Annotated in this window: 10 protein-coding genes and 2 pseudogenes; 1 reads left to right on the forward strand and 11 read right to left on the reverse strand. The window is 60.4% G+C overall.

The window, feature by feature from the left end; translation table 11 throughout:
* Window positions 1-1,296, forward strand: coding sequence for a sensor histidine kinase (locus PM3016_RS29125; RefSeq protein WP_236628564.1), 1,296 nt, complete (start codon window positions 1-3; stop codon window positions 1,294-1,296).
* On the opposite strand, the gene PM3016_RS29130 is transcribed toward PM3016_RS29125, so the two are convergent.
* The 11 genes and pseudogenes from PM3016_RS29130 to PM3016_RS29180 all read right to left on the reverse strand — a co-directional run bounded on the left by PM3016_RS29130 (window position 1,293) and on the right by PM3016_RS29180 (window position 14,480).
* Window positions 1,293-3,134, reverse strand: coding sequence for a peptidoglycan D,D-transpeptidase FtsI family protein (locus PM3016_RS29130; RefSeq protein WP_014371920.1), 1,842 nt, complete (start codon window positions 3,132-3,134; stop codon window positions 1,293-1,295). The genes PM3016_RS29125 and PM3016_RS29130 overlap by 4 nt on opposite strands.
* A gap of 171 nt (window positions 3,135-3,305) precedes the next feature.
* Window positions 3,306-5,525, reverse strand: a complete 2,220-nt coding sequence (locus PM3016_RS29135; RefSeq protein ID WP_014371921.1) for a methyl-accepting chemotaxis protein — start codon at window positions 5,523-5,525, stop codon at window positions 3,306-3,308.
* A 450-nt stretch (window positions 5,526-5,975) separates the two neighbouring features.
* Window positions 5,976-7,254 (reverse strand): annotated as a pseudogene (locus PM3016_RS29140) (peptidase U32 family protein).
* Between the two features lie 33 nt (window positions 7,255-7,287).
* Window positions 7,288-8,233, reverse strand: a pseudogene (locus tag PM3016_RS29145) (peptidase U32 family protein).
* Between the two features lie 65 nt (window positions 8,234-8,298).
* Entirely contained in the window at window positions 8,299-9,498 is a 1,200-nt protein-coding gene (mltG, locus tag PM3016_RS29150; protein ID WP_013920035.1) for an endolytic transglycosylase MltG, read from the reverse strand.
* Window positions 9,499-9,567: 69 nt separating this feature from the next.
* The gene (locus PM3016_RS29155; protein ID WP_013920036.1) at window positions 9,568-9,876 is read right to left on the reverse strand and encodes a DUF1292 domain-containing protein; all 309 of its coding nucleotides are present in this window, start codon (window positions 9,874-9,876) and stop codon (window positions 9,568-9,570) included.
* Window positions 9,877-9,938: 62 nt separating this feature from the next.
* Window positions 9,939-10,259: a DUF1292 domain-containing protein gene (locus PM3016_RS29160; RefSeq protein WP_013920037.1), complete on the reverse strand. Its 321-nt coding sequence runs from the start codon at window positions 10,257-10,259 to the stop codon at window positions 9,939-9,941.
* 14 nt (window positions 10,260-10,273) lie between these two features.
* Window positions 10,274-10,687 carry a Holliday junction resolvase RuvX gene (gene ruvX, locus PM3016_RS29165; RefSeq protein WP_013920038.1) on the reverse strand — a complete coding sequence of 138 codons (414 nt, stop codon included), beginning with the start codon at window positions 10,685-10,687 and terminating at the stop codon, window positions 10,274-10,276.
* 67 nt (window positions 10,688-10,754) lie between these two features.
* Window positions 10,755-11,018 (reverse strand): IreB family regulatory phosphoprotein, encoded by a 264-nt coding sequence (locus PM3016_RS29170; protein WP_013920039.1) that lies wholly within the window; start codon window positions 11,016-11,018, stop codon window positions 10,755-10,757.
* 76 nt (window positions 11,019-11,094) lie between these two features.
* Window positions 11,095-13,716, reverse strand: a complete 2,622-nt coding sequence (gene alaS, locus PM3016_RS29175) for an alanine--tRNA ligase (RefSeq protein WP_014371924.1) — start codon at window positions 13,714-13,716, stop codon at window positions 11,095-11,097.
* Window positions 13,717-14,198: 482 nt separating this feature from the next.
* Window positions 14,199-14,480, reverse strand: a complete 282-nt coding sequence (locus PM3016_RS29180) for a hypothetical protein (RefSeq protein ID WP_013920041.1) — start codon at window positions 14,478-14,480, stop codon at window positions 14,199-14,201.
* Between the last annotated feature and the right edge of the window lie 212 nt (window positions 14,481-14,692).

The raw sequence follows: 14,692 nt of genomic DNA on the forward strand, positions 1-14,692 counted from the left end.
GTGGTTCTCTTGAATCTAGTCAATGTCCTGCTGCTCAATGTGCTCGCGCTGGCCGCCGCCGTCATGCTGTATCAGCTGCCGTGGTCGGAGAAGCTCCGCAGGGGCCGCGAGACCCAAAGCCGCCTGATGGCGGCGGCCGTCTGCGCTCTGGCTTCCCTGTTCGCCATGGCCCACCCGCTCCAGCTCGGTTCGTGGCCCCCGCTGGACTTCGGCATGATCCCGCTCGCCGTCTGCTTCTTCTACGGCGGTCCGCTCTACGCGCTCGGCGCCGCGGCGCTCATGCTCGCCTTCCGGTTCGGAGCCGGCGGGCTGGAAGCCTGGGTCTTCCCCGTCGTTCTAGCGCTCGTGCTCGGCGGCCTCTGGCTCGTCCGGCGCCGCCTGCGGGAGACCGCGGTGCTGCTGCATCCGCTGAACGGCGCCCTCCTCGGGCTCGCCGTCTCGGCGGTGATGGTGCTCTCGGGCGCAGCCACCCTGCTCGCCCAGGGCATCGCCCCTTCCTGGCAGTTGTACGCGCTGTGGGCCGCTTACGCCGCTGCCCACGCCTGTACGGCCGGGCTCATCGCTTACCTGCTCGGGCAGACGCGTCTGCGCATCAGCGGGCAGCAGGCCGGCCTCCCGGAGCAGAATACGTCGGCCGCCGCCGCCGAGCTCGCCTCCTCGATCGCCCGGGAGGTGCATCCCTCCCTCACCGCCGCCAAGGGCTTCGTGCAGATGCTCGCCGGGCACGAGCTGCCCGAGAGCAAGCGGCAGGCTTACGCGAAGCTCGCGCAGGAGGAGATGGACAAGGCCCAGACGGTCATCGGCGACTTCGTGACCCTCTCGCGGCCCCCGCTGGCCGACCTGGAGCTGCTCGACGTGAAGCAGGCGATCCTGAAAGCGCTGGAGACGCTGCAGCCTTACGCGGCGCTGCAGAAGATCGAAGTGCTGACCCAGCTGCAGGACAGCCTTATCATCAGCGCGAACGCAGACCACTTCACGCAGTGCATGCTGCATCTGCTCCGCAACGGCATGGAAGCCATGCCGGGCGGCGGACGCCTGCACATCGTGGCCGGGCGCCAGAACCAGACGGTCTGCATCGACATTATCGACGAGGGGGCGGGCATGTCGCCGGATGAAGTCGGCCGGCTCGGCACCCCGCTCTACTCCGCCGGCAGCAAGCGCAGCCGGCTCGGCATGATCGTCACGTACCGGACGATCCAGAACCTGCACGGCCGCATCGACGTGACGAGCGAGCTCGGCAAGGGCACCTGCTTCTCGATTCTGCTCCCTTCCCTCCCTGCATCCACTTATCATTAAGAGGGGGAAGGGCTCATCTTCGGCTTTGCTTCCTGTTTTGCCAGCACATCCATGACCTCCCGAAAGAGAGTCAGGGATGTGTTTTTTTGTCCCTCGGGCAGCTGCCCGACCAGCACCGCTGCCGCATAGCGCGGCTTCGCGGCGGGGCCGTAGCCGACGAACCAGTGGTTCTCGCCCGGCTGCCCGTTCTTCAGGGTGATCTGCGCGGTGCCCGACTTGCCCGCCAGCGGCCACACCGCCTGCTGGAGCGGCCGCCCGGTGCCGCGGGAGACGACCCCCTGCATCCACTTCAGCAGCACCTTGGCGGTGCCTGGAGCGATGCCTTCATCCGCCGGGACGGCCGCCGTCCTCACCTTCGGCTCGAATACCTCATACGGCCGGCCGGTGCGGAAGCGGATGCTCTCCACGAGCCGCGGCGAGCGGACCTCGCCCCCGTGCAGCAGCGTCACGACCAGATTGGCCGCAGCCAGCGGCGTGAGCTGGACGTCCCGCTGCCCGATCGACGTCTGCGCAACCGCCCCCGCATCCCTCGCCGCCGCGGGGTCCGCATAGACGAGCCCGCCCTCTTCGCCGTCCCATTGGTGAAGGTGCGGGTGCCCGTGCACCTCCCCGCTCCAGCCGACCGTGCCGGTCAGCCCGAGCTTCCTGGCGTACAGCTCCAGCTTCTCCCCGCCGAGCCGCTCGGCGATCTTCGCGAAGGCGACGTTGCACGACTGCGCGTACGCCTCCTCGAGCGTCAGGCGGCCGTGCCCGCCCTCCTTCCAGCACGAGAGCCCGAAGCGGCCGAGCTCGCCCGTGCACTCGAACGTCTCGCCCGGACGGACGGCCTTCGTCTCGAGCGCAGCGGCCGCGGTCACGGTCTTGAAGACCGAGCCGGGGGCGGCCGCCTTCACGGCCCGGTTGCTCCACCCGCCGCCGGAGAGATCTACATGCCCCGGATGGAAGGCGGGCCGGCTTGCCGCCGCCACCGTATCCCCCCGCTCCGCATCGAGCACAACGACGGCACCCTCCCGGATGTGCAGCCGTTCCATCACGGCCTCGATCTCCCGCTGGATGCGGCCGTCCAGCGTCGTGACCACCTGCAGCGGGTAGTTCGGGTTGTCCGGTGCGATCCGCCGCGCATCCAAGCCCGGAAGCGCCCGCTTCGTCCCGTCGGTGAACAGGGACACCGAGGTGGGCCCGAGGCCCTGCAGCCACGGCTCGAAGGTCTTCTCGAGCCCGGCATTGCCGATCTTGCTCGTGAGCTGGAGCTCTCCCTTATGAAACTGGTCCGTGAACTGCTTCGTGATCCGCTCGGGATTCTGCCCGATGAAGCCGATAAGCTGCCCGGCCGTCTGGTCTTCCGCATAGCGCTCCTTGTACGGCAGCACCCGGACGCCGGGGAGGCCGAGCGCTTCGAGACGCCGGGCTTCCCCGGGGGAGAGCGGGGCCGGACGCCCGGCCCGCTGCCACAGGCGGGGCGACTCCAGCCCGAGAATCAGGCTCTTCCACTGGGCAGGCGGCACGCCGAGGATCCCGGCCGCCTCCTCGTAGCGTGACGCCTCCGTGCCGCTCTCGAGCACCTGTTTGTTCACGGGGAAGAGCACCAGCACCTGCAGCTCGCGGCCGGTCAGCGGCTCCAGCCGTCGGTCCAGGAAGTCCCCCCGGCCCGAATCCAGCACAATCCCCTCCGCCCGCTGGATGACGGAATTCTCCGTCAAATCGATGCCCCGTCCGGCGAAGCTGTGCACGGCCGCCGCCTGAATCCAGAACAGCCGGATATTCCACAGGACGAGCACCGCCGTAATTCCCGTTAAGACGATAAAGATCCGGTTTTTCCGGACTCCCGTTTCCCTCATGCTGCCCACCTGCCAAGTCTGTCGAAGTTTGGCACTACAGGAATTCTCCTCTCAGTATCCACCTCCGCCGCCGCCTCTAAACGATGCCGGCCCAAAGATTCCCATGAAACGCCGCCTTACAGCAAAAACGCCTTCTCCCCGACGGAAAAGGCGTCTGCGTTCTGCTTGCGATTATACTTGAAACTTCGTCAGAGACTCTTTGAGCGAGTTCGAAAGCTGCTCGAGCTTCTCCGACAGCCGTACGAGCCCTGTGGAGACGCCCAGCTGCTCGGAACTTAGCGAGGCGACCTGCTCGGATGTAGCGGACGATTCCTCCGCCACCGCGCTCACATTGGCCATGGCGTCCGTGAGCACCAGCTGCGAGGATTCCAGCTGGGAGATCGACTCCGTGACCTCCGAGAGACGGCCGATCAGATTGCCCATCTGCTCATCGACCTGCTGGAAGATCGAGCCCGCTTCCTTAACCGAGGAGATCTGCTCCTGGAAGATCGGGTACGCCTGGGAGAGCACGCCCACCGTCTCTTCAATCTCCTTCTGGATCTTCGCCGTGATCTGGCCCACGATATCGATCGACTGCTTCGACTGGTCGGCAAGCTTGCGGATCTCATCGGCCACCACCATGAAGCCTTTGCCCGCCTCGCCGGCCCGCGCCGCCTCGATCGTCGCATTGAGCGACAGGATATTCGTCTGCTTGGTCATGCTCCGGAGCACATCGAGAATCTTCACGATGGAGCCCGTGCTTTCCTTCAGATTATCCACCTTCTCGACCATCGAGCGGGTCATCGTTTCCGTCGTGTTCGTCTTGCCGATGAGCTCCGACATGTATTCGATGCCCTGCTTGCTCGAATGCTGTACCTCCGAGGCGGAGGTGCCCATGACCACGTTGGCTTCGACCACGCTCTTCATCTGCGTCGAGATTTGGTAGGTGAGCTCGTTGCCCCGCTCCGATTCCATGGCGAGCGAGGTCGCCCCTCCCGCAATCTCTTCGGTCGCTACGGCAATCTCCTTCGCGGAAGAAGCCGTCTTCTTCGATACGTCGGAGAGCTCTGCGGCCGTGTCGAGCACTTCCTGCGCGGAGTGGTTGGTCTGCCGGACCAGCACCGTGATCTTCTCCATCATCTCATTGAAGCTCCGGCCGAGCTGCCCGATCTCGTCTTCGCTCTTCACTTCCATGCGGACCGTCAGGTTGCCCTGCTCGCCTTCCTTCATCAGGTTGCGGAGCAGCACCAGCGGACGGCCGATCATCCGGATAATGAAGTAGCCGATCCCTACGGCCATGATCATGGCGATGACCGCCATCACCCAGGTCATCGTAAAGATTTTCTTCGCATCCTTCACCAGCTGGTCTACCGGCATCGAACCGACGAGCAGCCAGCCTGTTTTTTCGGACTTGTAATAAACGATCTGCGTATCTTCCTTGTCGCTCAGCAGACTTCCTTTGGCTTCATTCAGCTTCTCCTTGGTCACGCCAAGGGCACTGTCCTGCCCGATCAGTCCGTTATCTACAGCGGAGATCGTCTTGAGCTCCGGGTTCACGATCAGGGTCCGGCCGCCATCCCCCATGTTGATCTCGGCGACTTCCTTGCTCAGCGTCTCTCCCTGGATCTCCATCATCAGGACGGCCTGGACACCACTTGATGTCGTATCCCGGAGCAGACGGCTGAGACCGTAAGTTGGGGTCCCTCCGAAGCCGATGCCGTCCGAATACCCCTTCGGATTGGTCTCCATCCAGTAAGGACGTCCGCCCTCTTCAACCGCTTTCTTGAACCAGACTTCTTCCGAAACCTTCTTCGCCGGCGACATGCTGCCCCCCACCGAGCTGAGAAGCTCCCCCTTCGAGTCGAACAGGTAGATCGATTTCAAGGTTTTGTTCGAAAAAGCGAACACATTGAGCCGCTCGCCCAGCTCCCGGCGCAGCTGAAGGAAATCGAAGCTTCCTTTGTCCATGCCGGACGACTTCACCAGGGCATCCTTGATGAATCCGTCGAGCATCACCTGCATTGAAAGATCTTCGTATACGGCATACATGAGATCAAGCTTCTGCCCCGCCTGCGAGATGGTGCCCTCCGAAGCTTCGCCCACCTTCGTCTGGATGACTCCCTTGGAGATGCTGTAGGAGGTCAGTCCCACCGTCAGCACGAAGAACAGGATCGACACGAAAAAAATCAAAAACAATTTGGCCCCCACCGACTTCACCAGCTGGCTGAGGCGCACCTCTCTCTTCGAGCCTGCCGCCCGAAGGACCGCCGCCGTCCCTTTGACCGTTCCCTTCACCGCGCCTTTGGCCGCCGCCTTGGCCGCACGCCGCGCCTTGTCCCCAAGCCCGCTCTCCTGCAGCTTCCGCCCGCCCCGGGACAGCCTGGATTTGATTGTTGCCCACTGCTCTTTCACATGTACCCACCCCTATGTAAGTTAGATTTCATGAAAGGATAGAGAAATTGGGGAATGCCAATGTAATCGCATACAAAATGTATTCGACATTTTATGCTCTATTCCTTCCTGAGCTTACAATAACGTTGTGAAAAAAGACCTATAATTACTGGAAACAGATAGTTCCTGGATCCCTCTTTGGAAAGAGGTTCCAACATCTCTTACTTTATATCGGGACATGTGTCTCCAATTGTTAGATCTTGGCGAATTTTTTACGGAACCGGGCCCGGTGAGATATCAATCCTTGGATATTAGAAAAAAACCTATCGGGTTTCTTTCGAAGAAGTACATGCGTGGTGGATATGAAGCTTTTCTTGCGGTATAAGAAAGCTTCAGCTTCGCTGAAAACTTTATATTCTTATATCATAAGAAAAAAAAGCCGCAGCGGCCGCTGCGGCTTTCCATGCTTGATTATTTACCGAACTTCTTGCGCATCATATCGAGCGGCTTCACCGGCGCATCCACCTTCATGCAGATGAGCTGCAGCGGATGTCTTGCGGCATCCAGCTTGTCGCCTTCCTGACTGAAAATCTCCGGCACCGCCTGTTTGAAGAACGTGCCCTTCGGTCCGAAGAATTCGACCTCCTGGCCCGGCTTGAAGTGGTTGCGCTGCTGGATCAACGCCGTCCCGGTCGCTTCGTCATACTCCATGACGACCCCGACGAAGTCGTACGGAGCGGCTTTCTCCTCCGGCTCGAAGATATGGTCCTCATGCCCCGGAGAATCGTAGAAGAAGCCCGTGTTCAGCGGCCGGTTGGCGGCCTTCTGAATCTCGTAGAGCCACTGCGGGTTCATCCGGTAGTTCTCCGGATCCTCGAAGTAAGCGTCGATGGCCTGGCGGTACGCATTGACGACCGTCGCCACATAGTGCACGCTCTTCATCCGGCCCTCGATCTTGAACGAATCCACGCCCGCACGGATCAGGTCCGGCACATGCTCGATCATACAGAGGTCCTTCGAGCTCATCGAGAACGGATTGTCGCCCTCCTGGAAGAGCGGAATCTCCTTGATGCCGATCTGCGTGTCCTCTTCCGTCGTGAACAGGTCATACTTCCAGCGGCAGGACTGCGAGCAGCCCCCGCGGTTGGAGTCCCGGTCCGTGAAGTGGTTCGAGAGAACGCAGCGTCCGGAATACGAGGAGCACATCGCCCCGTGGACGAACACCTCGATCTCCATCTCAACGTTCTCTTTGATCTCGCGGATCTCTTCCATCGTCGCTTTCGCGCGCCAGTACGACGCGGTCGATGCCTTCTTCCTTCCAGAACTGCACCGCCCCCGCATTCATCGTGGACTGCTGGGTGCTCAGGTGGATCTCCAGCTTCGGCGCCGCGCGTTTACAGGTCTCGATGATAACCGGATCCGCGACGATAATCGCATGCACGCCGGCATCCTGGATCCCCTTCAGATAAGCTTCAATGCCTTCGATGTCCTCGTTGTGGGCGTAGATGTTGGTCGCGACGAACACTTTCGCGCCGTATTGCTCCGCGAACTCAACGCCCTCCCGCATTTCTTCGAACGTAAAGTTGTCCGCATTGGAGCGCAGTCCGTACTGCTGTCCCCCGATATATACCGCATCGGCACCGTAATGCACCGCAAACTTCAGCTTCTCGAGGCTGCCTGCCGGCGCCAGCACCTCCGGCTTCTCGAACCGGACGCGCCTGCCGAGCAGCTGCTCTCTCATCAAGGTCATGATGTTCACCTCTCTATTCGTTCGTTCCTTGGATTAATAAACCTGCTCTTTGAAGAAAAAGCCGTAGCTCAGCTCCCGGTTCGGATCCTGAAGCTCCCGGATCTCATCCAGCCACTCCTCCTGGAACTCGTAGCCTGCCGGATCGACCGTATAAGCATCGATCACCTTGCGGTAGCTGCGGATCACCGCTTCGTTGTACTCCGCCGACTTCAGCAGCGACTCGAGCTTCATCGAATCGACCCCGCCTTCCATCAGCTCGTGCAGCGAATCGAGCATGCACATATCGTCCGAGCTCATGATATGCGTACCGTTCTCGTCCTCATACACGGGGAACCGCTCGTTCGGGCGCTCCTGCTCGATCAGGAACAGGCCTTCCTCCTTGCTGAGCTCCTCGCGGGAGATGGTCTCGAAGCGGCCCTGGTGCTCCTTGTAGTTCTGCAGCAGGCTGCGCTTCGAATGATAAATATTCGTGATGCCGTGCACCTGGACCTGCACTTCCATCGTGCCTTCCAGCTGCCGTGCGATCTCCAGCGTCTCTTCCAGATTCAGCTCGCGCGCCAGCACCATCCGCACGGCGCCCTTCGAGCCCCAGTACGCGCGCCGTCTCGTAGTTCGTGGAGGTCATCTCCGCATTCCAGTGCAGCTTCACGTCCGGAGCCGCCTGGCGCGCGGCCATCAGCACCGCCGGATCGCCGAAGACGGCGCCGTCGACACGGGCTTCCTGCAGCTTCGCCATATAGGCCTTGAGGTCCGGCAGGATGCGGTTATCCATAATGTTGTTGACCGCCGCATAGACGCTTGCTCCGCGGGCATGAGCCCACTCCCGCAGCGCGCCGAGCTCTTCTGCGGGCACCTCGCCCGGCAGACGCATCCCGAAGCGATGCTCGCCGACCAGCACGGCATCGGCTCCCGCTTCGATATACCGGCGGGCTTCCTCAGTCGAGCCGGCCGGGATGAGCAGTTCCGGTTTTTTCACCATAACGTTCCCTTCTTTTCTTTCAAGTGGTATAGCCTCAGTCATCGTTCAACCGCTCCGATCCAGCCTTAAGGATTGCCGGCCTTGTTGCTTTCGGCAATATTCTTCTTATGCTGCTCGAAGGTTTCGGCGAACAGATGTCCCATCGTTCCGTCCTTCTTCGTCACGTAGAACAGGTAGGTCGTCGTCTCCGGATAGAGCGCCGCTTCGATGGAAGCGAGCGACGGACTCGCGATCGGTCCGGGAGGCAGGCCTTTATTGAGATAAGTATTATAAGGACTGACCACTTCGAGATCCTTGTGCAGCAGCCTCTCCTTCGGCTTGTCCAGCAGATACTGGACCGTCGCGTCGATCTGCAGGGGCATCCCCTGCTTCAGGCGGTTCTGGATGACGCCGCTGACGATCTTCCGTTCCTCATCCACGACCACCTCGCGCTCGATCAGGGAAGCGATGGTGAGCACCTCATGGAAGGTCAGGCCGCGTTCCTTCATCACGTCCTGCCAGCCCTTGGGCAGCGCTTCGAGCCTTCGGCCCAGCTCCCGCACCATCGTATCCACAATCTCCTGCGGCTTCGCGTCCTTCTTCCATTCATACGTCTCGGGGAAAAGATACCCTTCGAGCCGGTGGCGCAGCTTCGCATCCGGCGCCGGCAGGGCAAGCAGGTCCTCCGTTCCTTCGGACGGCTGGTAGCTGTCCGCCGCGGCCAGCAGGTCCGCCGCCTTCATCCCTTCCTGCTCCTCCAGCTTCTGCGCAATCTGGAGCAGGGTGAAGCCCTCCGGCACGGTCAGCCGCAGTCCGGCTTCCTTGACGGTCCCGCCGCTGTTCAGCGAGGCGATAATCTCATCGGCCGTGACGCCGGGAGTCCATTCGTACTCGCCCGCCTGAAACCGTCCTCCCTCGCCCTTGTAGCGGAGATAGAGGCTAAAGATCCGGCTGTCCCGGATCAGTCCCTTCGCTTCCAGCTCCTGTGCCAGCTTGGCGGTCGAGGTCCCCGCCGGGTAAGAGATCCGCACGGCAGCCGCGGAAGGCACCGGCGGCTGAAGTGCGCTGTTGATATAAAACCATACGGCAGCCGCAGCTGCGGCCAGTAGTACAAGAATGCCCAATACGCCCCAACGCCGGGAGCGTCGGCGCGATGCTGTCGTATCCACGTCGCGTTGCTGCTCCCCTTTCCTGCTTTGCCCGGCTTCAAAATAAAAAGAGCGGATTGTCTCCGCTCCAGGCTTCCCTGCTTGCTCCCTTCGGTCAGGACGGCGCAGCAGCCCCATGGCTGCCGCAGCGTCCCCGGCTCGCGCGGAGCCTGCCGGTTCCGCATCATCCCGCAGGGTTACAGCGTATTACATCGATTCATCCGCCGGGAAAGTCCATTCATCGAAGAGTTCGGAGATGTTCTCCCACTCATCGTCGTCGTCGATCGTCTCCAGCTCGAGTTCCCCGTCCGCCTTCGCGGTGACGCGGAAAATCTCCGGTTCGTCTTCCTTGCCCGGAGTGGCCTTCTCGAGCATGGCATACCCCTGGCCGTTCAGCATGAGTTCGGCGGAAATCCGGTACACGACCGATTCCTGCCCCTCATCATACAAAATAATATCATCTCCGAACACGTCCCGCAACTGGCGTGTCGGCTGAGCTTCGGATGCAGCGCTCAAACGGATAAGCCTCCTCGGCAGACAGCCTGTGCCCCAATGTGGCGGCACAGGCTCTGTATGGATTAGGATTTGGATTCTTCTTCCTCTTCGTCGAACTCTTCCATCAGGGTGTTGAAGGTTTCCTCGACGATGTTCCATTCTTCTTCGTCGTCAATAGTGTAGAGCTGCAGATCGTCGCCGTCTTCTTCATAGCGGAACGCATACACTTCGTCGGATTCCTCATCGGCATCGACAGGAACAACCATCATGTACTTTTTGTCCGAGCCGTCCACTTCGAATTTCATGATGACTTCGAACTCTTCTTCGTTGCCTTCTTCATCCGGAATGTAAATGATCTCGGGCTCTTCTTGCAGCTGTTCTTGGATTTGGTCTTTGTCTGACATGTTCCTTCACCTCTTTACCTAGAATGAGAATCCATATAGTTTTGCAAAATGAGCGCAGCCGCCATCTTGTCGATGACCTGCTTTCGTTTCTTTCGGGAAACGTCCGCCTCCAGCAGTGTGCGCGTGGCGGAGACGGTCGTGAGCCGTTCGTCCCACAGATGAACCGGCATCCCTAGTGTTTCATGCAAAGTTTGGGAGAATGCAATACAAATTTCTCCACGGGGGCCAATCGTGTTATTCATATTCTTCGGCAGACCGACGACAATCTCGGTCACGCCGTACTGCTCGGTAATCTCCCGAAGGCGGGCGAAGTCTCGCTCCGCCGTGGTCCGGCGGATCACTTCAAGACCCTGTGCCGTCCAGCCGAGCTCGTCGCTCAGTGCCACGCCGATCGTTTTGTCCCCGTAATCGAGTCCCATGTAACGCATGCTGCTTGCTCTCCTTGCAGCGGCAGCAGCCCCAAGTTCAGCCGCCTGCCGCCATTCCCTCGGATGCTTAAGATTTGTGGTTCTGAAGATAGGAACGCACGAGCTCCTCGATCAGTTCGTCGCGCTCCCTCTTGCGGATCATGCTCCGCGCGTTGTTGTGGCGCGGGATGTAAGCCGGATCGCCGGAGAGCAGATATCCGACGATTTGGTTGATCGGATTGTACCCTTTCTCCTGGAGGGCATCATACACGGCGAGTATGACTTCTTTGGGCGAAGTCTCGATCTCCTCCGCTTTCACGTTAAACTTCATCGTTTTATCCATCGAACTCACGCTGAGCACCCCCTGCCATCATCTTACACTCTCTTATTCGCCATTTGTCGAAAAATTCCTCTTGACAAGCAAAAATTTATTTGGAAACGAGCAGCCCTTCCACGCTTTGCAGCGCCTCCTGGAGCTTCGAGGCATCCTTGCCGCCCGCCTGCGCCATGTCCGGACGTCCGCCGCCGCTGCCTCCGCAGCGCACAGCCACTTCCTTGATGAGCTTGCCGGCATGGTAGCCTTGGGCCACGAGATCCGGAGTAACGGCCGCCACGAGGTTGACCTTGTCTTCCGCAGGCGCCCCCAGCACGATCACGGCCGAACCCAGCTTCGATTTCATCTGGTCGACGATGTTGCGCAGGGACTCCATGTCGGCTGCGGATACCTGGGCCGCCAGCAGCTGGACGCCGTTCACGGTCCGCACCTGATCCGTCAGGGAGCCCGCTTCGATCCCGCCCAGCTTCGCCTTCAGGGACTCGTTCTCGCGGGAGAGCTCCTTGATCTGCCCGAACAGGGCGTCGATGCGCTTCGGCACGTCGGCGATGTTCGACTTGAGCAGCGACGACGCGTCGCGGAGCAGCTGGAGCTGGCCGTCGAGGTACTGGTAGGCATGGCGGCCTGTAGTCGCCTCAATCCGGCGTACGCCCGAGCCGATGCCCGACTCGCTGATGATCTTGAAGAGGCCGATCTGGCTCGTGTTCTGCACGTGGCAGCCGCCGCACAGCTCGAGGCTGTAGCCGCCGACCTTCACGACGCGGACCACGTCGCCGTACTTCTCGCCGAAGAGGGCCATCGCGCCCATCGCCTTCGCTTCCGCGATCGGCTTCAGGGAAATGTCGACCTCGGTCGTCTTCCAGATCTGCGCGTTCACCCGGCGCTCGATCTCCTGCAGCTCTTCGGCCGAGATCGAACCGAAGTGCGAGAAGTCGAAGCGCAGACGCTCCGGTGCCACGAGGGAACCCGCCTGGTTGACGTGCTCGCCGAGCACTTCTTTTAGTGCCTTATGGAGCAGGTGCGTCGCGGTATGGTTTTTGATGATATCCTCACGCACTTCCTGCGTGACGGTAGCCTGCACGGAATCCCCCTTGCGGAGCACGCCGGCTTCCACCACCACGGTATGCACGTGCTGGCCGTGCGGTGCCTTCGTCACATCTTCGACCTTCAGCACCGTATCGCCTGCCGTAATGTAGCCGTGGTCGCTGACCTGGCCGCCGCTCTCGGCATAGAACGGAGTGACGTCCAGGATCACCTGGCACGTCTCACCGGTGCCGACCAGATCCACGAACTGGTTCTCATGGACCACCGCGATCACTTTAGCAGGTGTTACCAGATCAGTATATCCAACAAACTCGCTTTTAACCGCGAAGTCGGCCAGCGGCCCGCCCTGCGTCTGCATGCTGCCGGAATCCTGGCGTGCGGCACGAGCACGGTCGCGCTGCTCCTGCATCGCGGCGTCGAACCCTTCGCGGTCCACGGTCATCCCCTTCTCCGCTGCAAAATCCTCCGTCAGGTCGAACGGGAAGCCGTAAGTGTCATAGAGCTTGAATGCGTCCGGTCCGGAGATCTGCGTGGAGCCCGCCTGGCGTGCCTTCTCCGCCATCTCGCCGAGAATCGCGAGGCCGTCGGACAGCGTCTCGTGGAAGCGCTCCTCCTCCGTGCGGATCACCTTCTCGATGAACTCGCGCTTCTCAACGACTTCCGGATAGTACACGCCCATCACGTCGCCGACGATCGGCGTCAGCAGGTACAGGAACGGCTTATCCATGCCGAGCACCTTGCCGTAGCGGACAGCCCGGCGAAGCAGACGGCGGATGACATAGCCGCGGCCTTCATTGGATGGCAGGACGCCGTCGCCGACGGAGAACGCGACCGTACGGATGTGGTCCGCGATAACCTTCAGCGCCACGTCGAACTCTTCGTTCTCCTTGTACTTCACGCCGGCCAGCTCGCAGGTCTTCTGGATCATCGGCTGGAACAGGTCGGTGTCGAAGTTCGAGTCCACGTCCTGCAGGATCGAAGCGAAGCGCTCGAGGCCAGCGCCCGTATCGATGTTCTTGTTCGGCAGCGGCGTATAGGAGCCGTCCTTGTTGTGGTTGAACTGCGAGAACACGAGGTTCCATACTTCGAGGAAGCGCTCGTTCTCGCCGCCCGGCCAGCACTCCGGATCGCTCAGGTCGCCGTACTTGTCGCCGCGGTCGTAGAAGATCTCCGTACACGGTCCGCAAGGGCCTTCGCCGATATCCCAGAAGTTCTCCTGCAGCTTGTAGATGCGTTCCGCCGGCAGGCCGATCTTCTTGTTCCAGTAGTCGAACGCCTCCGTATCCTCCGGGTAGACGGTAACGGACAGGCGCTCCGGATCGAAGCCGATCCACTCGGGGCTCGTCAGGAACTCCCATGCCCACGTGATGACTTCTTCCTTGAAGTAGTCGCCGATGGAGAAGTTGCCGAGCATCTCGAAGAACGTATGGTGGCGGCGCGTCTTGCCGACATTCTCGATGTCGTTGGTACGGATGCATTTCTGCGAGTTCGCGATCCGCGGATTCTCCGGCACGACGCGGCCGTCGAAGTACGGCTTCAGCGGCGCCATCCCCGCGTTGATCCACAGCAGCGACGGGTCGTTATGCGGAACGAGCGGCGCGCTCGGCTCGATTTTGTGTCCTTTGCTTTCGAAGAACTGCAGCCATTTGGAACGGATTTCACTGGCTTTCATGACGGTAACTCCTTTTATGGTAGGTTTGGGGAAAACAGGTGTGAAAAAACAAAAAAACGCCCCTGAAAAACAGGGACGAGTTGCTCGCGGTACCACCCTGGTTATTGCGCGGCGCGGCCCCGGTTCAAGGCGGCCCTGCAATCTCCTTAGACAAGACGATAACGGGTCTTGAGACCGGCGGAGTTGATCCGCGCTCCGAAAGTAGCGTTCAGTCATTCTTCATCAGGAAGGCATTCGCAGCGAGGACGGGCGCTTCCGGCTCCGGTTCCTCAGCCTTCTCTCTGGCTAATGGGCTATGACCTACTGAATTTCATCTACGCTTTGGTGGGATATGCTTACTTGGGTATTCCTTCCCAAAGTATACCCGGACGGGGGCGGGCATGTCAACTTGGGTCCGCTCCCGGTGGAAGCGCCTCTCCATAGAGCCGCCAGGGTTCATTGTGGCGTCGCTCGGTTCTTCCCCCGCCCCGATTACACCAGCCTCAGTTCCAGCTCATCCGGGTGACGAGCCGGTGCTTGAACAGGCTGAGCACGAAGTCGATATAGTAGTCCTCGCGGACAATCCACTGGTACTCCTCGTGGCCGTGTGCATAGAAGAGCACATCCGTAAGGACATCGTTGTCGTTAAAATGGTCGCGGATGCGCTTCACCGCTTTCTCCAGCTCGGCATCCGGGCTGTGGAGCTTCATGCGGAACTCGATATCCTGGCCTGATGCATCCTCTTCTATGGTCAGCAGCTCGGGATTGTATTCATAGTGGAGCATGGAACTGCCTCCTTACCTTGGACAAATGACAGCTTGGCGCTGCAGCGGCGGTACCTTTCCGATAGGTCCGTCCCTATATTTACTATCTCACAGCGGACACGCCAATGCAATCACCGGAAGGCCATGGCCGGCTGACTGGATGATCATGGTAAGTTTTTATAAATAAGGTAGCAACTTTGTTTTCATCGATGACTGATGAAGCTGACCGTCTT

The sequence above is a fragment of the Paenibacillus mucilaginosus 3016 genome, from assembly GCF_000250655.1.
In the GTDB taxonomy this organism is placed as follows: Bacteria; Bacillota; Bacilli; order Paenibacillales; family NBRC-103111; genus Paenibacillus_G; species Paenibacillus_G mucilaginosus.

Bases quoted from the DNA above. Each gene is read 5' to 3' on its own strand.
- PM3016_RS29130 (WP_014371920.1), bottom strand. From the start codon at position 3,134: ATGAGGGAAACGGGAGTCCGGAAAAACCGGATCTTTATCGTCTTAACG.
- mltG (WP_013920035.1), bottom strand. From the start codon at position 9,498: ATGGGGCTGCTGCGCCGTCCTGACCGAAGGGAGCAAGCAGGGAAGCCT.
- PM3016_RS29160 (WP_013920037.1), bottom strand. From the start codon at position 10,259: ATGTCAGACAAAGACCAAATCCAAGAACAGCTGCAAGAAGAGCCCGAG.
- ruvX (WP_013920038.1), bottom strand. From the start codon at position 10,687: ATGCGTTACATGGGACTCGATTACGGGGACAAAACGATCGGCGTGGCA.
- alaS (WP_014371924.1), bottom strand. From the start codon at position 13,716: ATGAAAGCCAGTGAAATCCGTTCCAAATGGCTGCAGTTCTTCGAAAGC.
- PM3016_RS29180 (WP_013920041.1), bottom strand. From the start codon at position 14,480: ATGCTCCACTATGAATACAATCCCGAGCTGCTGACCATAGAAGAGGAT.